The sequence below is a fragment of the Legionella sp. PATHC035 genome, assembly GCF_026191115.1.
GTDB lineage: Bacteria > Pseudomonadota > Gammaproteobacteria > Legionellales > Legionellaceae > Legionella.
Window position 1 is genome coordinate 1,860,041 of sequence record NZ_JAPHOT010000001.1, and the last position, 21,011, is coordinate 1,881,051.

Here is a 21,011-nt window from a genome sequence, read left to right on the forward strand (position 1 = left end):
TTATGGAAAAAGAAAGTCCGGTGATTTTGGTTGTGGATGACAGCGCCACCATGCGTTTAATTACCTGTAATGCACTACGCCAAACGGGTTTTACTATCATTCAGGCGGAGAATGGTGAAGCAGCATTATCATTACTAAAAACTTCGAAACCCGATGCGATTTTACTGGATGTAGAAATGCCGGGCTTAAATGGGTTTGAAGTATGTGCTGAAATTCGCAAACTACCTGATTGGCGTTATCTTCCGATTATGATGGTTACCGGCTTGGAAGATTATGAATCAATTAATAAAGCGTTCCAGGCCGGTGCGACTGATTTTACCACCAAGCCTATTAATCCCACGCTTTTAGGCTATCGGGTGCGCTATATGGTGCGCACTAATTCTTACTTTCAAGAACTGCAAGTTGCCGAACAAAAGGTCCGGGTACTCAATAACGAACTCATCGATAAGCTCGTCGAGATCCAGCAAAATGCTATTGCCGTAGCACGCTTTGTGCCCCAAGATTTTCTGAAGGTGCTGAATCGTAAAAATATTGCCGACATAAAACTTGGCGACTGCGTTGAAAAAGACATGACCGTTCTTTTCCTAGATATAAAATCATTTACCTCTATGGCAGAACAATTATCTTCCGTTGAAATTTTCAATCTTTTTAATACGCTAATGAGTTATTTAGATCCAGCCATTCTTAAAAATTCTGGCCTTATTGATAAATATATTGGTGATGCCATTATGGCCTTATTCAATAATGCGGATGATGCTGTTGCTGCCGCATTAGATATGCTAGAAGCCTTACATACGTTTAATACCACACGAGCGCGCGATAATCTTCCCCTCATCCACGTGGGAATTGGAATCAATACAGGCAACTTGATTGTAGGTACCGTTGGGTTTGAGGAGCGTATGGATTGCAGTGTCATTAGCGATGCGGTCAATATTGCCTCTCGGCTTGAGAGCTTAACGCGAAGTTTTAATATCGAACTCATAATTGGTGAAGAAACTTACGAGCAGTTAAAACAAAAAGAAAAATATAATTTACGTTTCTTAGGCTTATCGACAGTAAAGGGCAAAAGTCTGCCGATAAAAGTTTATGAAGTGTTTAATCATAACGCACCAGCCGAGGTGCAATTGAAAAAAGATTCTGCCCCTATTTTTACAAAAGCGTTGAGTCATTATGAGGCGAAACAATTTGATAAAGCGGCAAGCCTTTTTGAGCAAATCGTGACGACTAATCCAAATGACGCTCCCGCAAAATATTTTTTGCAGCAGTGCAAAGAACAATTTTTAAAGTAGTTTGGGCCTTCTGCTCTCCTCCGCACTTTGTATCGCTCCCTTATCCGTTATCGCATATCAGAAGGATGATGATTTACTCAAAAGTCAGGGATCTTTTCTCTACCCCTGCAGTGAATTCAAGAGGTAGAATCTTATCAACATGCATAGCTCCATTTTCCTATTAGTTTTTCGCGAAAACAATTTGATCATGCCACGCTATGCCTGTCATCTTATTAAAAATTTAACCTTCTGTTTTATATAAATTTTTTTAATGCAAACCGAAGTTACTTCAGGGGCTTGGCTCAACCTGTACCTTTAACCCGCTTTAATTTGATCAACAACGTGTTGATCAAGATGAGTCACAATTAAACTCACTAGTTTAACTGCTTGATCATAATCACGCTTATCAAATACTCCAGCTTGTTGATGCGCATAGCGAATCGGTACACCGATATTAATACTGGGAACGCCTGAGCCAGAACCTTGCACTTTTGATCCATCTTGTCCATAACCTACTTCTGATTCCAATTGGACTTGAATGTTATTCTTTTTGGCTAAATCTAAAATCCAATTAAGCAGTTCTTGATGAGGAATCATGGAACGATCGTAGACAAATAAAGTAGGCCCTTTACCTAAGGCAATGCGACCTTTACGTTTTGCAACTAACGCGGGGTAATCATCGGCAATGCCGACCTCAACATTAATGGTAATATCAGGATGTGTACTTTGATAAACAGTACTCGCGCCACGCAAACCAACCTCCTCTTGTACCGTTGCAGCAGCATACAGTTGATTGGGGCGGTCCTTAGTGTTTATGGAATCAAGAACATCGCCAATGAGTGCCAATCCGAGTCGATCATCAAGGGCTTTGGCTAAAAAGCGATTTTCACTTAATGGACTAAATTGACTGGCCGGAGTCACTTGCAATCCTGGGCGTACCTTAAATTTTGTTTCGGCTTGTTCTTTGCTTTCTGCGCCAATATCAAGAAACACTGCATTAGCCGCAGGCAGATTATTTTTTTTAGCTTCCTCAAGAAGATGGGTGGAGTCCATTCCTGAATAGGCCAAAATAGGACCGTTGGGAGTCGATACCATCCACCGTTGTGCAAAGATTACCGAAGCAGGGATACCGCCCAAGGGGATGATCTTTAAAAAACCATCTGGAGTAATGGATTCAACCATGTATCCTACTTCATCCATATGCGCCATTAATAAAACGCTAGGTCCTTTTTGATCCTCTTTATATTGACCAATTAAATTACCCATTCCATCCACAGTAAGCTTACTCATGGAGTGCTGCCATTGTTGCTTTACTACATCACGAACAGACTTCTCAAAACCGGATGCACCTGCTAAATCAGTTAACTTCACCAAAGAATATTCGTCAGCAACAGCGCCGGTAGCCGCACTGATTAACATCAACCCTAGGGTTAACCCATTTAATTTGTTCATAAAAACGTCCTTATTTTATATAAAATTCAAAACATCAAATACCTCAAGTTAGGAACTATATACCATTCACTCGAGAGAACCAAAATGGACGAGAGCGGAGATTTATCAAGAGCCTAATCCGCAATTATTGTAACCTGATTCCACTATAGTAACCGTATAATATTTAGGCTATTATTGAGCCTTTTTTAACATCGGAACAATTTTTGTCATGTATACGGCCATCGTCATCCCTGCTCGTTACGCATCAACTCGCCTACCCGGAAAACCTCTGGCAATGATTCATGGCCAAACCATGCTCCAACGCGTGGTGCAATTATCCCGTGCTGCTGTCGTGGGATTAAACAATGTTTCTGTGGTAGTTGCCACGGATGATGCCCGAATTGTCCAACATTGCGATGAATTAGGCGTTGACTCGGTAATGACCTCAGTTGAGGCGCCCAGCGGAACTGATCGAGTCGCCGAGGCCATCAGCACCATGACGAACAAACCGGATTTTATTTTAAACATGCAGGGCGATGCCCCGCTGACGCCCCCAGATTTCTTACGCGCACTGATTGATGCATTTGCTGCCTCTCCGTGTGACGCTGTAACTCCGGTGACTCAGTTAACCTGGAAACAGTTGGATAATCTGCGCAAAAATAAACAAGCCACCCCCTTTAGTGGCACTACAGCTGTTTTCAATGAAAAAACAGGCAATGCGTATTGGTTTAGTAAAAATATTATTCCCGCCATCCGCAAGGAAGAAGAATTACGCCAAAAAAGTGATTTAAGCCCGGTATTTCGTCATATTGGCTTGTACGGCTATTCATTAGATATGTTGGAACACTATATTACTTTGCCAGAAAGTCCATTGGAACAAATGGAAGGACTAGAACAATTGCGCCTCTTGGAAAATGGTTATACCCTTCGTTGCATTCCAGTGGATTATAAAGGTCGCGCCAACATGTCAGGCATTGATAGCCCAGAAGATGTAGCGCGCGCTGAGGCATTGATTGCCCAATACGGTGAATTATTAGAGAGTAGGTAACGATGACAACACGATTACTCATTGCACGCCATGGTAATACCTTTGGTCCGGGGGACATTGTTCGACGAGTGGGAGTCACTGATTTGCCCTTAGTGGATAGTGGTCTGAATCAGGGACGCCTGTTGGGTTTGTACCTGAAAAATAACCACCTTATTCCTGATGTCATCTTCACTTCTAAACTCAAAAGAGCCATACAAACTGCAGAACAAGCACAAAGTACAATGGGAACCAAGTTAGCAATTAACACCTTGGCTATTTTCAATGAGATCGATTATGGACCTGATGAAAATCAACCCGAGGAACACGTTGTTGGCCGTCTTGGCCAAGAAGCAATCCATGCCTGGGAATCTGGCGCGGTGGTGCCAGAGGGTTGGAAGGTAGATCCTGCCGCGCTGATTAAGAATTGGATGGACTTTGCCAGCCGTATACGTCAAGAATACCCAGGAAAAACATGCCTTGTAGTGACCAGCAATGGGATCGCCCGGTTTTCACCCTATTTGACTGGTGACTTTGCAACATTTAGCGCACAATACGGAATCAAGATCGCGACCGGGGCACTGTGTCTCTTTGAAAATACTGAACCCTTTGAAGAGTGGCAATGTCGTGCATGGAATGTGAAGCCAGCGCAGCTGTAGCATGTAAGCTGTCTTGGCACTTTGTAGCCCGGATCAGTGCATCGCAATCCGGGCTACAGAGCAACATGTTTCAACTAACTATTCTGGAAGATGATTAATGAAATTATGGATGATAGTATTCTCTCTATTGATGCACTGCTTTTGCTACGGAGCTTCTGCATATTGTTTACCTAATCAAGCATGTTGGCCCAGCCAAAAACAATGGGATGCATTAAATCGACAAGTAAACGGTCATTTGCTACAAGGACATTCTCCCTTATCTCCTTGTATTAAAAACTCGAACAGCATCGCATGCAGCGATATGCTCAATAAACTTAAAAATCCTTATTTTATTGAATCGCAACCTGGAGCAACTCAATCGAATGGATGGGTCGATGCATGGCAATCGGCAGTAAGTCCTTATGTCGTTGCAGTTGAAAATGAGCAAGAAATTGCTTCGGCAGTTAATTTTGCCCGTCAACATCGAATAAAGCTGGTTGTGAAAGGTACCGGTCATGATTATCTGGGTCGCTCCAATGCAGCCAATTCACTCCTGATTTGGACGCATAACATGCGCAAGGTCACCCTCCACGATCATTTTATCCCCCAGGGGTGTCCTACAACCCAGACCCCTAAACCTGCAGTCACCCTAGCCGCCGGTACCCGCTGGATAGAGGCATATAAAGAAGTCACGACCAATAATGGCCGTTACGTTCAAGGAGGAGGATGCACTACTGTCGGTGCTGCCGGTGGATTTATTCAAGGCGGAGGCTTTGGAAGTTTTTCCAAAAAATTTGGTACCGGCGCTGCAGGAATTCTCGAAGCAGAAATCATTACTGCCGATGGCATAATACGCACTGCGAACGCCTGCCAAAACCAGGATCTTTTCTGGGCATTGAAAGGAGGCGGAGGAGGCACCTTCGGCATTGTCAGTAAAATCACCTTACTCACTCATGATCTCCCGAGCTCATTTGGAAAAGTTAAAGGAACAATTACAGCGAAATCAGATGCAGCCTACCAACAACTAATTCGTTATTTTATCGATTTTTATCGAGACCATCTCAATAATGAACATTGGGGAGAGCAAGTGAGCTTCACTTCGGGTAATAAAATCACTTTCTCTTTAGTTTTTGAAGGTTTAAGCAAGCCTGAAGTTGACACGCTGTGGCAACCCTTTCTAGCTTGGTTAAGCACAAAGCCGGAACAATACCAATTTCAATGGGATAGTGCGACACGTCCGGCACAACACTACTGGGATTTTGATTTTCTGATTGCGAATGCCCCTAATGCCATTGTGGTCAATCAAGATAAAAAGGCCTCCCCCAGTGAGTTTTGGTGGGCATCAAATCAAGCTGAAGTATCCATGTACATCAATTATTATCTATCCATGTATCTCCCTTTCCAATTATTTGCTCAAGAAAACTCCGATCATTTGGCCAAAACCCTTTTTAATGCATCCCGTTTCACTGAAGTGGCACTTCATTTTAATAAAGGTTTGTCGGGGGCCTCATCTGATGCCACTGCCCGCCAGAAAGATACCGCCATGAACCCAGAAGTACTTGATGCGGCCGCTTTAGTCATTATTTCTGGCGGCCAACAAAATAGCTACGCCAACATTGCCGGTCATAAACCGGATTTAGTTAAAGCAAAAAAAGAGATCCATCAAGCGAATAAGGCGATGGAATTACTCCATGGCTTAAGCCCTAACTCAGGGACCTATCCGAACGAAGCAGATTATTTTATTAAGAATTGGCCATCTGCTTTATGGGGAAGTAATTATCCTAAACTACTGCAGATAAAACACAAATACGATCCGCACAATGTATTTAGCTGTCATCATTGTGTGGGAAGTGAGTAAAGTTTTTTTAATTAAGAAATCCCCTCTCCCACTCTAGGAGAGGGGTTGGGGTGAGGGTTCATTATCATAAGCCTCAGAACCTTCCCCTTTGTCCTCATCATCTCGAGTACAGATGGGGAACTTCTCGTTCTAAAACAGTGCCCACACAGGGAGATCCCTCGTTGCACTCGGGAGGACGGGATATCGTAAAAAAAGAGCAATTTCTAGTCCGTCCCACTACACATCATCAAAATAATTTTTTAAGGTGTACTGTACCTCTAAATTGAGCTCACCTGAATTCAGGTCAATCGCACTGACCGTATCTCCAAGGTAGCCAATTGCCCAAAAGAAGAGGTTGGAGGTCTCCATTTTGGCTTGCAAATAAGGCATGAGCGAATCGGTAAAAAAGGCTTTTCCTTTTGCAGTCTTCCAGGAGGCCTCACCCAGGACAACAGGATATCCCGCTTGATATAAAAATCCCCATGACCAATCAAAACGTAATTGACTGGGCATCCCAGGCCCTGTTTCCCATCCTGCAACCTCAGCAGGATAGACATGGGGTGAGAAAACCACATGACCATTCTGAGCCGAATCATCACCCAGCAGCCAGGATAATGCAGAATCATTTATACCTTGCTTAATTAACTCATTCTTGAATTTGTTCTTATCAAAAACAGCAATGCCATTTTTAGCCTGCATTTCATCCAGCAAAGGTTTAAAATCCTCACCCCAATTTCCTTTAAAAAACACACGCTCTAAATTGCCACATAAAGAAGGATCTGGAGAATGGCTGTATCCATTGTCATTCACTACTTGTGATTTAGGGATACAAATTACCGGGTTATTCGAATCATCATTTCCTGAATCAGGGCCTTCGACAAACAACAGTAAATCAGGGTTATTTTTCTGTACTGCATTGGCAGCTGTGGCGATAACTTTAGTCCATGGGACTTGAGAGTCATGAGATTTAAACCAATTTAATCGGTAAGGCTCATTAAAAATGTCAATGCCTATGACATTGTCTAAGTTACGGTTTTTAATTTCTGTAGCTAAAAGAGCAATGTCTTGCTCATATTGCTTCATCTCATATACCGTTCCGTCGCGCATCACATCACCATAACCATGGCGATGGTGGATATCAATCATTACCTTGATATTTTTCTTTTTTAATTCGTGCAAAACGATCCAAAAAGCTTGCTTAGGACTCACTGCTTTTTCACACGCCATACCGTTACTTTGCCATGTCTTGCAAAATATACCGTTGCCCGCATTTGGGGAGGACTTGTCCGAAATCCATTTATTCAAATCAACCTCATGTTGCTCATCATAAAGCACCTCAGGTTGTATGGGTAATCGTAAGGTCTTAAAATTCACTGCTGTATTTTTATCTACACCCGAACTTGGAAAATTCTCTGGGTTACTGATTAAATCCATCATTCCATAAGCTCTTGGGTTGGAACTAAGGGTTGGTATGGCGTAAAAAGGATTGCTTTGTAAACCCTGCAGAATATTTGAGTCCTGAAATCCCGACCAGGATAGGCCATTGATATGAATAAGCTGCCCTTTGTCATTGTAAATTTTACTGTCTCGAGTTTGGTAGGAGTGCGCATCCCATGCAAGCATGAGTAAAAACCAACATCCTAATACGCTTATTTTTTTCATTCACTATTCCTCCAAATTAATACATGGATAATTTTTAAATGAGCATCATTGAACTACTCATCCATCAGTTCAGGTGAAACTTTGAATGGAGTTTACAAAATTTAATAAAGGGGGGTTGTATTCGATTGGTGCAAAAACAAACATCATGACAGCCTGAGTGAAGCACGCGTAACCCATGGTGTTCTCAAGGCATGGTGACACGTGCTCAAGAAGAAACGTCGTCAACCTACATGTGAAAAGCGACGCTCATTTTCATAAATTGATCGTTTAACCAATTCATCCATCTCTGCGCTTGGTTCACACGATTGAAAAACCATTTTTAGTGGAGACACATCTACCGTTGATTGACTCACATCATTTTGCAAATATCCATCAAGATTTCTATAGGTAAGATATTTATCCGTAGCAAACTCTTGGCATTGAGCCATAGTTTCATCTTGGCATATTGAAAATTTAATCAAATGTTCTGCATGGAATGGTTCTTGGCTTTTTGAAAATACGTACTGTATATCGTATAGAACACTATCAGCGCCCGCACAAAAATAGGTACCTGATTGAAATTTATTATTTTCGAATACATCACTACGAATATAACGGCCTTCACCTGGTTGCAAGCCAGCAAGGGAAACTTTATGAGTTGCTATTTCTTTAGGATTGTCTGCAACAACGTAACCAGTTAAAACCAAACCCAATATTACAGAGGCTATTTTCATCATTCTGTTTTAACTCCTAATATGAAATAAATATTTCTTGAAATGGATTATTTTCCCTAAGCCATTACAAAGAATTATAAAAATATGAAGTTGTCTAAAAAAAGAGGGAACCTTCATTAATTTCAGCCCAGCATTATACCCTATTTCATACGAATAGTGCAAAAATTTATAAATTAATTCTCATTTTGATCGAAAATAGCTTCATTGATCCGCTCTAGGCGAATACGAAATAGAGTCAAAGCGATTTTCTCCAGACCCAAGATGATCTATTTTTTAATCTCTTTGTTTTTTTTATTTACCAATTCAAGTTTTTTTATTACACTCAGTTACACTTAAAATAAATTGCATTTTTTTAATGCCTAATAATTTAAGCAAAGAATTCAGAGCGTCATTAATCAGTTATTTTAAGAATCCTGACGATCTGCACAATAAAAAAAAACTGGCTGCTTCTGCTTTTCTGGTCTTTGATCATGCCGTAACGACCTCCAATAGCATCGAACCCGATAAATTTATGGACTTGATCGATAACCTCGTAGGCGTTGCTGTGCATGGAATCCAAATACATCCCTACCTTGGAACCATGCTGGATTCGTTTAGCCGTGAGTTAAGCCATTCTGAATGCCGAAATGAACTCGTTGCATTTCATGTTCTTACCGTGGCTTATAATCTGTATTTGAAAAAAAATTTCACTCATCCAGAGCAAGACGCGAGGGATAAATTAAAAAAAGTTGAAGAAACAATTGAACAATTAAAAATGAATAATGTTCCTTATGCCCGAGAATTAGAAAGTGCGCTGGTAAAACTCACTGTTTTAACAGACGACTATTTTAAATTATCCCCCATGCAACAATTTAAAAAACATGCAGAATTTGAGCAAGAACTCAAGTTTGTTTGTTCTCACTATCAAGCGGCCATCGAAAGCGATGCGCGAGTTAAATCGGCTTTCTACGGTTTCCTTGCTGTTATTTGTAGTATCTTTAATTTTTTTGGACTGTCGCTTGCTGATCAATATCAAAGAAAGAATAGATTTTTTCAAGAAATTTCTTTGAATCTAAGCAATACATTATCGGATTTCAACATATCATTTATTGAAATCGAGGAGATTCAGGAATCCTCCGAAGCCCGATTATAGGTACGCTTATAACTTTAATGAAGCTCCCTCATCATCGACATCTGGAAGCTGTTCAACTCCTTCAACTAGCGTCGAACTTGGCGCTGCGTGAAGATGGTGTTTTCCCTCAGGATTTTTAAAAATTTGAGCCTTAAGCTCAGTCTTAGGACTACGTTGAAGCGCTGCAAGTTCTTCAAAATTCGATTTGTTGACCAAGCCATCGTTTTCAGAATAATGGACTTCTACCGGAATGAGCTTATCCACATCCTCTCTTTTGAAAAATCGTTCCAGGTTCTTAAACGCATTAGCGACAAAGGTGATAAAATCCCCTAGCGATGAAAGAGCAGAAGCCCCACCCTCCCGTTTTATTCCTCGTTGTCCAACCAATTGTGCGTGTTCATCTTTATCGCTTGGATTTCGATAAAGCGTGGGTAGGTTGCCAATAATTTGTAATAGCGGGTTTTTCATGACTGCTGGAGCGACTAATGGAATCTTTTTGATTTTATTTTTAGCGATACTTTCTGGTGGATTTTCATTCAGTTCATGTATCCTATTCAAACCGTTGCACATTTTTCCTGGCAGCTAATTCTGCATAAATATTTTCATAGCTACTACCCATTTTTACACCTCAATCAAATATAAGGCTATATTTTTCTAACCTCATCGCAAGAATTATTATTTATCGTATCGCATAAATATTATGCGATTAATCTACCAATTAAACAAAATTATGTTCTCGATGCACTGCCTTCATTTTACGGCTAGCCTCACATTCTGCTGAGGTTTGTCGCTGATTTTGAACCGCTACTGGTCAACTAGTTATCATAATGGCAAGTTAAATAATAACTATATGATTTCAAGCTAAAAAACTCTTTGCTATTAAAAAAAAATGAGTTATAACTCTCTTACCTGAATCATGGATTGACAGGTATCTGGGATAGGTCAGCATGATGCTGAATATTTTTTTCATGGAGGAGAAAATGAACAGTAAAGTATTTTCGCAACGCTTCAATCGCGAGTTAGCTTCATTGGGCTTTCCTGAAGATTTAGCGGAGAAAATCAAAGCGGTAGCTAAAGTTTTTGGTGTTTCACGGCATTTAGCAAATTCTTTAATTTTCGGCCATATACTTCCAGCGAACGAACAGCTCAACAAGATTGCAGAAATTTTAGAAGTTTGCCCGCAATGGTTAGGTGGCGCGACTGACAGAAAAAAAACTTATCCAAGCCGCGAAGTTGCAGATAGTGTATAATAGTTAAAGTTGAGATAATTATTATATATTGTAAAATGCTGTACCTGATCCTGATATCGGGTATTAGGTACGGCTGTTTGTATCTCTATTTTTTACCTTAAAGAGTTTTATTTCGCGGGTTATTACCATCATGGAATGCTTGAGTTTTTGTATTGCCAAAACAATTGATTTAGCACGAGTGGACAATCATTTTAAAAGTTCTTCCACTGAATTTACTTCATTGAAGACCCGAGATGTTCTTAAATTAAGTGCAAACCACAACAAAGATCATACCATTTTTATTTTTAAAAATGGTACGGTGGTTTCCTGGGGGATCAAACGTTATCAAATTAATGATTACTTAAATACGATCAAACTCCTAATTGATAAACCCGTAACTCTTTTAGTGCATGATGAATTTCATTATCAGCTCAGTGATAAAACCACCATTGAGCCCCATGATTTTTTCGATGTCGATTGTTTAACCATCGAAGATGAGAGTGATGAGCTCAAGCTCAGCCTCTCTTACGGGTTTTCTCAATCAGTAAAATTACAATATTTTGAAACCATCATTGATGCGCTGATTGAAAAATATAATCCGATGATCCAAACTCTTTCAATCACGGGTGAGATGGAAATTAGCCGCACCCAAATCCAACAGATTATTGGAGAAATACTTGGTGCTAAAAGTGAAATGAATTTAATTAGTAATTTCCTTTATCATCCAAAATATTTTTGGCAACATCCAACTTTAGAAGAGCACTTTTCTATGTTGGAACGCTACTTACACATCCAAAGACGTGTCAATGCAATTAACCATCGCTTGGACACTCTCAATGAAATCTTTGATATGTTTAATGGTTACTTGGACAATCGACATGGTCATAATTTAGAGATTATCATTATTGTATTGATCATTTTAGAAATTGTAGTAGCCGTTTTAAACTTACATTTTTAATAAATTTTCAACTTTAATGAGAGCAAATTAAGGCAAAACAAGCTATTCTTTAGAAAAACAAGTTCTAATTATTAAATTATGCTTAGTAATACAAACCAACTCAATGAAGATCAACTCAATGATCTCGAACAATTAAAAAACGTCTGTAAAAAAAAGGATGGCAGCGTCCCTAATTTATACACTCATTTACTGACTCAAAAACGCAATTTACCTACGATTTTACTGCATTATGACAAACACCATTTAGTTGGATTCTTAAGTGTTTTTTTCTTTTATGAAGACGCGGTTGAAATCTCAGTGCTGGTTCATCCAGATTATCGACGTAAAGGCATTGCTAAAAAAATGCTTCACACCATTTTGCCTTTAGTGAAAGAACATGGCTTTTTTAAATTGGTTTTTTCTAGTCCTTCGCATCTGAATGAGCAATGGATTGCGGATCGCGGATTCATTTATATGCATAGCGAATATTACATGGAGCGGCATGATTTAAATCCCCTTCTGGATTATAAGAAAAATCTGACCTATCGCACTGCAACGGAACAGGATATTCCTTTACTCTGTGTTCTGGATGAAGCATGTTTTTTTAAAACTCAATCCGAATTAATTCCTCGTTTTGAACACATATTAAGCGATCGAACCTATCAAATAATATTGGCCTTTGAAGACAACCATCTTATTGGAAAGGCTCATATACGCTGGCAAAAACATGGGGCTACCCTTTCTGATATTGCCGTTTTACCCGTTCGCCAAGGAAAGGGTCTGGGTACAGCATTGATTTCCCATTGCATTAATTATGCTTTAAGCGAAGGTAAGCCGGAGCTCAATCTCGATGTAGAAACGCACAACCAAAAGGCTTTAAACCTCTATACCCGACTCGGTTTTCTCACGCAAAACTCATGTGAATACTGGGAAATCGATCTGCACACCTTGCAAAAATTGGTTAAGCCAAAACACCCCCATTAATTTACATCATGCTTTCCCAGACGCTTTATGTATCTGGGCAAGCATTTTTCTGTAAAATAAAACCTCATCGTAGAGCTTGACAGAATTTAAACCCCACCTTTAGTATTGTCCGATCAGCTATTCACATCGAAGTCGCTCTTTCAACGTACATAAAAAGCGTCATCCATTAAAATTAAAAGGATCATTGATGAAAAAAAGGGTTGTGATAACCGGCATGGAAATAACCTCCTCCATAGGAACAGGCTTAAGTAAATTTTGGGAGGCTGCAAAACAGGGACAATGCGGAATAAAACGCATCCAAGGTTATGATCCTTCTGCATATCCCACTCAAATAGCTGGTGAAATTACTGATTTTTCCCTAGAGCATCTTCCCGAACTGAATAAAAGCAAACGATATCCACGAGTTGCCCAATTCGCTCTTTATTGCACACATAATGCTATAGAACAGTCTGGACTTACCGCCCATGAGCTCAGTAAAGCGGGAACGTTCATGGGTACTGGCATGGGAGGCTATCCCGAATCAGAAGCAAGTTATCAATATTTCTTCGCGGATAATTGGAAAAAAATGCAACCCCTGACGGTGATCCGAGGCATGGCCAACTCAATTGCCAATTTTGTTGCGATTGCCTTTGGTCTTGGCGGACCTAACTCAACCATTTCCAATGCCTGTATTTCATCAGCTGATGCCATAGGCGCCGCCTACCATCAAATTGCTCACGGGAGGATTTCCACGGCGATTTGTGGCGGTACAGAAGCACCACTTTGGGAATCAATGATGTCTGCCTGGTGCAAATTAAAGGTATTGTCTACTCATAATGAAAATCCAACAAAAGCGTGCCGCCCTTTTGATTTGCATCGGGACGGGATGGTAATGGCTGAGGGAGCTGGCGTTTTAATTCTTGAAGAATTAAATCAAGCCAGAGCTCGTGGAGCTAATATTTTTGCAGAAATAATTGGTTTTGGCTCCAGCTGTGATGCCTTTCATATTACCGCACCCTCTTCGGAAGGGCAGCAACGTGCGATTCAAGAGGCATTAGATGATGCAAAATTATCACCGCGCGATATTCAGTATCTGAAAGCTCATGGTACGGGTACTCCATTAAATGATCGAGTTGAAACGCAAACGATTAAATCACTATTCGGTGAACAAGCCTATGAGCTCCCAATCACGGCACAAAAGTCAATGATTGGGCATGCTATCGGAGCTTCTGGAGTCATGGAAGTCATTTCCACCTCACTTAGTCTGCAACATGATTTGTTGCTGCCTACGATTAACTTAGAAACCCCCGACCCTGATTGTGATTTGGATTATGTAGCAAATGAAGCACGTAAAAAGGCTATTGATATCGTCCTATCCAATCATTTCGCTTTTGGAGGGGCTAACATGGCGTTGATCCTTCGAAGATACATCAAATGAGGAACAAATCAGGCAGCTTTAGGACACGCTATTTAACCTAACTGATACTCATTGATGGATTGTAGCGGTGTAGGTTGTCCCTTGGGCCAACCTACATCTTGGTATAATTTCTGGTGCAAAAGCAATCGGCTGGTTAATACATATAACCTATACTGAACATTAAGGCAGTAGTATATAAATGAGGCATGCCTGGACCTTGGTTCAAAGTTGCTCCATCCCCCCCCAAATAATTTTTACCCCAATCGGCAAATTCAACTCCGGCACCTACTTGCCAATTCTGAGTTAACATTTTTTGGACACCCGCGCCAAGAGTATAAGAAAAGGCGACGATACTGGAGGTGGTAAACCAATACGTTGGATAAAGAATAGGATCGATTGTTGTAGGCTGCCAATCATGAGCATGGTTCCAACCTACACCAAAACTACCACTAAGATAAGGCTGTAGCGTTTGAAAACCGTTAGCAATGAGTTTACCTTTAAACTCTGCCCGGAAATGGCTTACTTGATACTGATAGGTATAAACATCGGGAACTCCATTCACTGTAACTGTACCCGAAAGAGAGGCATCACTGGCTGCTGCAACTCCAAGACCAAATTGAGCAATGACATTGCTCGCACCGATAAAATGCTGCAACCCAAAAAAGAGTTCGCCAGTGCCTAACCAATCCGATTTCGAATCGGCAAGATAACGGTTGTATTGGGGTGGCGGGAAAGGATAAAGATATTGATCTTTCCCCGGATTAGACCAAGCTGGTCCCCCGCTTGCAATAATAATCGACGACCACACCTGCGGTAAAACAGGGGCATAGAGGTCTTCAGTAGCAAAGACATTGATTGAAAGGAATGCAAAAAATCCTGAAACTATTATTTTTTTAAACATTACATATCCTTTTGATTTTTCATCATGAAATCCTGATCATTCAGGGTAATTTTATACAGTATTTGGATCTACTTTTCTATACCTCGTCTGCGAGAATTGTCGCGTGTGCAGAGGTACAGTGGCTATTGAGTTAGAGAAGTTAGACTATTATTGCCTCGTTAAAACCTTGAGGCAGCCATTTCTTATTTCATGGGTTTAGGACTTGATTGCATGTCGAATTTTTATCAGTATGATTACATAAATTCCCAGGGAGCTCTAAAAATGAAAACCAAAATTGGCTTTTTTGGTACAAACATTGAACTGCAAGAACTAAAGGGGCAAGAGATGCTCCCATCGTTTAAGGTGATTTTTGTCGGCGACGTTTGCGGCAAAACCTCGCTATTACAAACACTTACTTCGGGAAAATACCCTGCCAATGTCAGCGCGTCAATGGGCGTAAATTTTTACCATAAATTGTTTGAAGTCAATGGAGACACAGTAAATCTTCATATATGGGATATATCCGGCGCAGCACGGTATGGCAATTTATGCAGGCTATATTTTAAAGAGGCAGACATTGCGATTATAGGTTTTGATCTAACCGAAAAAGTAACCTTTGATGGTGCTATAAAATGGCTGGACGAAATTAATCGATTTGGATAGGAATACGTTGGGAAAAATTATTCTAGTTGGGTTAAAAAGTGATGCAGTGGCTGATCAAGAATTGGACATCAAACTATTGAACCGTTTTATTAAGGCTAATAATTTAGGTTATATGACTGCAAGCGCAAAAACAGGTCAAAATATAGAAGAGTTATTCTTGCAAGCGATCACGCTAAAAATAGAATCATTACGTCTTGAGGAAGAAACATTAACATTCTCCAGTTGACCTTTCTCATTAGAACAAAGAGAACAGAGGCTGAATTTTTTTCAACAAGGATACCTTGTTGGGATCATGAGCGAATAAATCAAAAACGGCTCACGAGCGATTTAACTCTTTATCAGCTAAATGGTTTGCATTCTTCCCTTGATGCAGATTTTCATCCACAAAAATGAAGCAGCCTAAAACATAGCCATGGAAGTTTCTTGAGTATATAATCAGCTATTTTATAAAAAAAGGCCAACAGATGAGTTATTCACTACGTGATATAGCAAACAAAGTACAAGGGGTAGTCATTGGTGATGACTCAATAAAAGTTTCTGTCTTATCACCTATTGATGAAATTAGCCCCGGAAGCATTGTGTTTGCTGATAGTAATGAAAATGTGAAATTAGCAGAAGCCTCACCAGCAGCTGCCATATTAGTCAACGAACAGACTTCTGTTTCAAAAAAACCATTAATACAGGTAAAGCATCCATTTAAAGCCTTCATTTCTTTGATGCATCATTTTAATCCGCCGCAAAAAACGATTCCTGGTATTCATCCTACTGCAGTCATTGGCGAAGGAGTGCAGTTGGGAAATGACGTCTTTATAGGCCCTTACGTAGTGATTGAAGCAGGCAGCATTATCGGGGATCACAGTATTTTAAAAAGTCACATTCATATTGGCCGTGATGTGACTGTAGGAAATAATACCACCATACACTCCCATGTCACCGTATACGATAAATGTCAAATTGGCTCTAGGGTCATTATTCATGCCTCTACGGTTATAGGCTCCGATGGGTTTGGTTATACCTTTGTTGATGGCAAACATCTCAAAGTTCCACATGTTGGACGGGTCATTATTGAGGATGATGTAGAGATAGGTGCAAATACCGCAATTGATCGAGCCACAATGGGGGCAACGGTTATTGGTGAAGGGACTAAAATTGATAATCTGGTCCAAGTAGCTCATTCTGTTAAATTAGGTAAGCACAACATCCTTTGTGGTTTTACCGGTATCGCCGGCAGCACCACTTCAGGAAATCATGTAATTTTTGCTGCCAATGTTGGTGTGAGTGATCATGTACGCATTGATGATGGGGTAATTTTAGGGGCCCGTACAGGAGTACCACCGAACAAACATCTGAAAGAAGGGAATATTTATTTAGGAAATCCCGCTCGTCCCAAAGATCTGGCCATTCAACATGAGCTGGGGGTTAATCGCATTCCCTTGATGCGCAAAAATATTAAAGCGCTTGCGGAACAAATTGAATTATTGAAGAAACAACTTGCCAAAGAAGAGGCAGAGTAACCATGACATCACCCTTGATTCTCATTGATGGCTCATCCTATTTTTTTCGTGCATTTCATGCACTACCGCCTTTGACTAACTCAAAAGGGCAACCCACAGGAGCCATCTACGGGGTAGCCAATATGATTAAAAAGCTCATTAAAGATTATCAGCCGGAAGAATTAGCCGTAGTCTTTGATGCCAAGGGGAAAACGTTCAGGGATGAATGGTATCCAGAATATAAGGCTCATAGGCCGCCCATGCCTCATGACTTAAGCATCCAATTTGCGCCCTTAATTCAGTTATTAGAAGCCATGGGGCTACCCATACTGATTATCGATGGCGTTGAAGCAGATGATGTGATAGGAACCCTTGCAAGACAAGCCACGGAACAAGGAATCCCAGTTGTCATTTCTACTGGGGATAAAGATATGGCCCAGTTGGTTAATGAACATATTACGCTAATCAATACCATGAGCAACACCACCATGGATATTGAAGGAGTCCAAACGAAATTTGGCATAAAACCAGAACAAGTCATTGATTATCTTACTCTAATTGGCGATACCGTCGATAATATTCCTGGAGTGAGCAAATGTGGGCCCAAAACAGCGGTCAAATGGCTTAATGAATATCAAAATCTGGATAACCTACTCCAAAACGCAGACGCAATTGGCGGTAAAATTGGCGAGAATTTACGAGCCAGTATTCCGCAACTCCCCTTATCCAAAAAGTTAGTAACGATCAAAACCGATGTTGAGCTACCTCTCAATTGGGGTGAGTTAAAACCTAAGCCAGTGAATAAAGAGCAGCTTATTGAATTAACGCGCCTATTTGAATTCAAAAACTGGCTCAAAGAGCTCCTTGGAGAAGAGGGTAGCACCTCCTCGAACAAACCAGGGATCTCCAGTATACCCTTTGAACTAATCACAACGAACCAGCAACTCGATCATGTGCTCAATCAACTGGAACAATGCCAGGCATTTTGTATCGATACCGAAACAACCAGCATAGACATTATGTTGGCCGAGATCGTTGGCATTTCTTTAGCGATTGAAGAGGGAAAAGCGGTCTATATCCCATTTACTCATACAGATGGAACAGTTCAATTAATTCGTGAAGAAGTATTAACCGCTTTAAAACCTGTTTTAGAAAATCCGCAAATAAAAAAAATTGGTCAGAACCTCAAATACGATTATGCGGTGTTGAAAAACCATGGCATTACCTTAAAAGGCATACGTTACGACACGATGTTAGAGTCTTACGTCCTCAACAGTGGTGCCGGGCGTCATGATATGGATTCATTAGCCTTAAAATATTTGGGGCATAAAACAATAAGTTATGAAGAAGTTGCTGGTAAAGGGGCAAAACAATTACGTTTCGATCAAATTCCAGTGCAAAAGGCAGCCGCTTACGCAGCAGAAGATGCAGAAATAACCTTGCAGTTGCACAATAAACTCTTTCCGGCTATCCCCGAATCAGTGCAAAGTGTATTCAATGACATCGAAATGCCATTAGTCACCGTACTTGCCGATATGGAGCGATTGGGTGTGCTCATAGACGCCGTGACCTTGGAGCAACATGGGAACCGTTTGAAAGAGCGGATCTATGCCTTAGAACAGGAAGCATTACATCTGGCAGGCAAACCTTTTAATTTGAACTCCCCCAAACAATTACAGGAAATTCTCTTTGATTCCCATAAACTGCCTGTCATCGCAAAAACACCAACTGGACAACCTTCCACAGCGGAGTCTGTATTACAAGAGCTCGCTTATGATTATCGTCTTGCTGCGGTAATCCTTGAATACCGCAGTCTTACCAAGCTGGTTTCTACCTACATTGACGCCCTGCCTAAAAAAATTAATCCACAAACTCATAGAGTGCACACATCCTATAACCAAGCGGTTACTGCTACAGGTAGACTTTCCTCAAGTGAACCCAACTTGCAAAATATTCCTATACGAAGTGAGGAGGGGCGTCTGATTCGTACCGCATTTATCGCTCCCGATAATTGCATTATCCTTGCAGCAGATTATTCTCAAATCGAATTGCGGATCATGGCGCATCTATCACAGGATGAAAATTTACTAAAAGCCTTTGCCCAAGGTTGGGATATTCATGCAGCAACAGCCAGCGAAATTTTTCAAACACCCTTAGAAGAAGTGAGCAGCGAACAACGTCGCAGAGCAAAAGCAGTCAATTTTGGCTTGATTTATGGAATGTCTGCCTTCGGCCTGGCAAAACAAATTGGCGTCGAACGGCAGGATGCGCAATATTACATCGATACTTATTTCCAGCGTTATCCTAAAGTTTTAGAATACATGAATCGAACCCGCCAACAGGCTCATCAGCTCGGTTATGTAGAGACCTTATTCGGCAGACGTTTGTACCTACCTGAAATTAATACGCGCAATATGGTACGACAAAAAGCAGCTGAACGAACTGCAATTAATGCGCCGATGCAAGGCACTGCAGCAGACATCATTAAAAAAGCCATGATATCCATAGCTAAATGGCAAAATGAGCAAAAAAATCCACCTGCAAAAATGATTATGCAAGTCCATGATGAGTTGGTTTTTGAAGTCAATAAAGAAGAAGTAGAGCCCTGCAAAACAAGAGTTCGTGAATTGATGGAACATGCGGTGACACTGTCCGTTCCGCTTGTAGTCTCTATTGGTACGGGGACTAATTGGGATGCCGCCCATTAAAAATTTTGGCGGAATATAAGGTGAATTAGAATTGTATTCCGCGTGCTCTTCTATTATTCTTTTTGAAACACTTAAAGGGACTAAGAAGATGTTTCATAAGATACTACACCCCACTTTAGCTATTCTTTGTTTTTCTCTTGGATGGAGCGCCCAGGCAGCTCAAGATCTCATGATTATTAATTCGAGTGACCAAATAGCAGAAGCACACGTTTTTAACTACGATTGCCTAGATACCGGGAGTTGTTCAATTGCTCCAGGCACTTCAATCACTATTTCTCAAGCCACAATGAATTCTCTTTGCATCGAATCCCCAGAAAAATGTGAAATTAAACTGGGTGTTGCACCAATTATTGCAGCAATTGGAGTCGGAGTTTATCATACGGAACAAGGTTTGCTGTATGTAGCGGGATCCCGCTGGACTGGTTACTCTGCTCGTCAATTAGCAAGTAATGTAATTCAAATTTATAAAACAAATTAAATTGACGAGGCGCATTGATCATAGCCTCTAGAATAAGGCAATTTTATTTGAACCAAAAGAAAAAATGAAGATTATGCGACTTTATTAGGTATGGTGCGTTGCCCAATAAATATTCAACGCATCACCATATTCTAAAGGTTTAATAATTTGCCCTCTCACATTTAAATCTTTAATTGCTAGCTTATCTTCTTTTGTATACGCATTTGTCAAAATAAAAACTTCTGTAAAGGCTAATGAGGGATCCTTTCGAATAATTTTTAGCAGATCAATGCCGTTTACTTTGGGTACATTAATATCGAGAAGGATCACCTTGGGATGGATTTTTTCTTGCCCATAACGTCCCAATAATTTGTTCAGTGCTTCCTCACCATTGAAAGCGACTTCAATCGCACAAGATTCTTTAACTTTTTTAAATATGCGCTTTACACCCTCGACATCGACAACATCATCCTCGATATACAGAATATCAACGGCGTTCTTGCGTGTTTCCATAACCATTCTCCAACCGCGCATTCCTGTACTTTAAATGACATTTAAAAGTTTGCGGAAATCGGGAAAT

The 21,011-nt window shown here is 40.6% G+C and carries 20 protein-coding genes; 14 read left to right on the plus strand and 6 right to left on the minus strand.

What is annotated here, in order from left to right; all coding sequences use genetic code 11:
- The first annotated feature begins 2 nt into the window (after nt 1–2).
- Nucleotides 3–1,289 carry a response regulator gene (locus OQJ13_RS08215; RefSeq protein ID WP_265710390.1) on the plus strand — a complete coding sequence of 429 codons (1,287 nt, stop codon included), beginning with the start codon at nt 3–5 and terminating at the stop codon, nt 1,287–1,289.
- Between the two features lie 294 nt (nt 1,290–1,583).
- Here the strand turns inward: OQJ13_RS08215 and OQJ13_RS08220 are convergent, their stop codons facing one another.
- Nucleotides 1,584–2,687, minus strand: coding sequence for a M42 family metallopeptidase (locus tag OQJ13_RS08220; protein WP_265711910.1), 1,104 nt, complete (start codon nt 2,685–2,687; stop codon nt 1,584–1,586).
- Between the two features lie 241 nt (nt 2,688–2,928).
- On the opposite strand from OQJ13_RS08220, the gene kdsB reads away from it, so the two are divergent.
- The 3 genes from kdsB to OQJ13_RS08235 all read left to right on the plus strand — a co-directional run bounded on the left by kdsB (nt 2,929) and on the right by OQJ13_RS08235 (nt 6,219).
- Nucleotides 2,929–3,747 carry a 3-deoxy-manno-octulosonate cytidylyltransferase gene (kdsB, locus tag OQJ13_RS08225; protein ID WP_265710391.1) on the plus strand — a complete coding sequence of 273 codons (819 nt, stop codon included), beginning with the start codon at nt 2,929–2,931 and terminating at the stop codon, nt 3,745–3,747.
- Nucleotides 3,748–3,749: 2 nt separating this feature from the next.
- Nucleotides 3,750–4,382: a histidine phosphatase family protein gene (locus OQJ13_RS08230; RefSeq protein ID WP_265710392.1), complete on the plus strand. Its 633-nt coding sequence runs from the start codon at nt 3,750–3,752 to the stop codon at nt 4,380–4,382.
- A 97-nt stretch (nt 4,383–4,479) separates the two neighbouring features.
- On the plus strand, nt 4,480–6,219 hold the full coding sequence (locus OQJ13_RS08235) for an FAD-dependent oxidoreductase (RefSeq protein WP_265710393.1): 1,740 nt from the start codon (nt 4,480–4,482) through the stop codon (nt 6,217–6,219).
- 216 nt (nt 6,220–6,435) lie between these two features.
- On the opposite strand, the gene OQJ13_RS08240 is transcribed toward OQJ13_RS08235, so the two are convergent.
- Together OQJ13_RS08240 and OQJ13_RS08245 are read right to left on the minus strand one after the other, a co-directional pair.
- Entirely contained in the window at nt 6,436–7,860 is a 1,425-nt protein-coding gene (locus OQJ13_RS08240) for a cellulase family glycosylhydrolase (RefSeq protein ID WP_265710394.1), read from the minus strand.
- A gap of 221 nt (nt 7,861–8,081) precedes the next feature.
- Complete coding sequence (locus tag OQJ13_RS08245; RefSeq protein ID WP_265710395.1) at nt 8,082–8,576, minus strand: hypothetical protein; 495 nt, start codon at nt 8,574–8,576, stop codon at nt 8,082–8,084.
- Nucleotides 8,577–8,928: 352 nt separating this feature from the next.
- On the opposite strand from OQJ13_RS08245, the gene OQJ13_RS08250 reads away from it, so the two are divergent.
- Entirely contained in the window at nt 8,929–9,705 is a 777-nt protein-coding gene (locus OQJ13_RS08250) for a hypothetical protein (protein ID WP_265710396.1), read from the plus strand.
- Nucleotides 9,706–9,711: 6 nt separating this feature from the next.
- Here OQJ13_RS08250 and OQJ13_RS08255 read toward each other — a convergent pair whose 3' ends face one another.
- Nucleotides 9,712–10,254, minus strand: a complete 543-nt coding sequence (locus OQJ13_RS08255; RefSeq protein ID WP_265710397.1) for a hypothetical protein — start codon at nt 10,252–10,254, stop codon at nt 9,712–9,714.
- A 410-nt stretch (nt 10,255–10,664) separates the two neighbouring features.
- Between OQJ13_RS08255 and OQJ13_RS08260 the strand changes: the two genes are divergently transcribed.
- The 4 genes from OQJ13_RS08260 to OQJ13_RS08275 all read left to right on the plus strand — a co-directional run bounded on the left by OQJ13_RS08260 (nt 10,665) and on the right by OQJ13_RS08275 (nt 14,251).
- The gene (locus tag OQJ13_RS08260) at nt 10,665–10,934 is read left to right on the plus strand and encodes a hypothetical protein (RefSeq protein ID WP_265710398.1); all 270 of its coding nucleotides are present in this window, start codon (nt 10,665–10,667) and stop codon (nt 10,932–10,934) included.
- A 130-nt stretch (nt 10,935–11,064) separates the two neighbouring features.
- Complete coding sequence (locus OQJ13_RS08265; protein ID WP_265710399.1) at nt 11,065–11,871, plus strand: RMD1 family protein; 807 nt, start codon at nt 11,065–11,067, stop codon at nt 11,869–11,871.
- A gap of 78 nt (nt 11,872–11,949) precedes the next feature.
- A complete protein-coding gene (locus tag OQJ13_RS08270) occupies nt 11,950–12,834 on the plus strand; it encodes a GNAT family N-acetyltransferase (protein WP_265710400.1) in 885 nt (294 codons plus the stop codon).
- Nucleotides 12,835–13,021: 187 nt separating this feature from the next.
- Complete coding sequence (locus OQJ13_RS08275) at nt 13,022–14,251, plus strand: beta-ketoacyl-[acyl-carrier-protein] synthase family protein (RefSeq protein WP_265710401.1); 1,230 nt, start codon at nt 13,022–13,024, stop codon at nt 14,249–14,251.
- 133 nt (nt 14,252–14,384) lie between these two features.
- Here OQJ13_RS08275 and OQJ13_RS08280 read toward each other — a convergent pair whose 3' ends face one another.
- Entirely contained in the window at nt 14,385–15,131 is a 747-nt protein-coding gene (locus OQJ13_RS08280) for a hypothetical protein (RefSeq protein WP_265710402.1), read from the minus strand.
- 261 nt (nt 15,132–15,392) lie between these two features.
- Here OQJ13_RS08280 and OQJ13_RS08285 point away from each other — a divergent pair, with 261 nt between their 5' ends.
- The 5 genes from OQJ13_RS08285 (at nt 15,393) to OQJ13_RS08305 (ending at nt 20,452) form a co-directional block, all read left to right on the plus strand.
- Nucleotides 15,393–15,773: a Rab family GTPase gene (locus OQJ13_RS08285; RefSeq protein ID WP_265710403.1), complete on the plus strand. Its 381-nt coding sequence runs from the start codon at nt 15,393–15,395 to the stop codon at nt 15,771–15,773.
- A 7-nt stretch (nt 15,774–15,780) separates the two neighbouring features.
- On the plus strand, nt 15,781–15,999 hold the full coding sequence (locus OQJ13_RS08290) for a hypothetical protein (RefSeq protein ID WP_265710404.1): 219 nt from the start codon (nt 15,781–15,783) through the stop codon (nt 15,997–15,999).
- Between the two features lie 238 nt (nt 16,000–16,237).
- Nucleotides 16,238–17,287 carry a UDP-3-O-(3-hydroxymyristoyl)glucosamine N-acyltransferase gene (gene lpxD / locus OQJ13_RS08295; RefSeq protein ID WP_265710405.1) on the plus strand — a complete coding sequence of 350 codons (1,050 nt, stop codon included), beginning with the start codon at nt 16,238–16,240 and terminating at the stop codon, nt 17,285–17,287.
- 2 nt (nt 17,288–17,289) lie between these two features.
- The gene (gene polA, locus OQJ13_RS08300) at nt 17,290–19,974 is read left to right on the plus strand and encodes a DNA polymerase I (protein WP_265710406.1); all 2,685 of its coding nucleotides are present in this window, start codon (nt 17,290–17,292) and stop codon (nt 19,972–19,974) included.
- Nucleotides 19,975–20,062: 88 nt separating this feature from the next.
- Complete coding sequence (locus OQJ13_RS08305; protein WP_265710407.1) at nt 20,063–20,452, plus strand: hypothetical protein; 390 nt, start codon at nt 20,063–20,065, stop codon at nt 20,450–20,452.
- An 84-nt stretch (nt 20,453–20,536) separates the two neighbouring features.
- On the opposite strand, the gene OQJ13_RS08310 is transcribed toward OQJ13_RS08305, so the two are convergent.
- The gene (locus OQJ13_RS08310; RefSeq protein ID WP_265710408.1) at nt 20,537–20,944 is read right to left on the minus strand and encodes a response regulator; all 408 of its coding nucleotides are present in this window, start codon (nt 20,942–20,944) and stop codon (nt 20,537–20,539) included.
- Nucleotides 20,945–21,011: the final 67 nt, after the last annotated feature.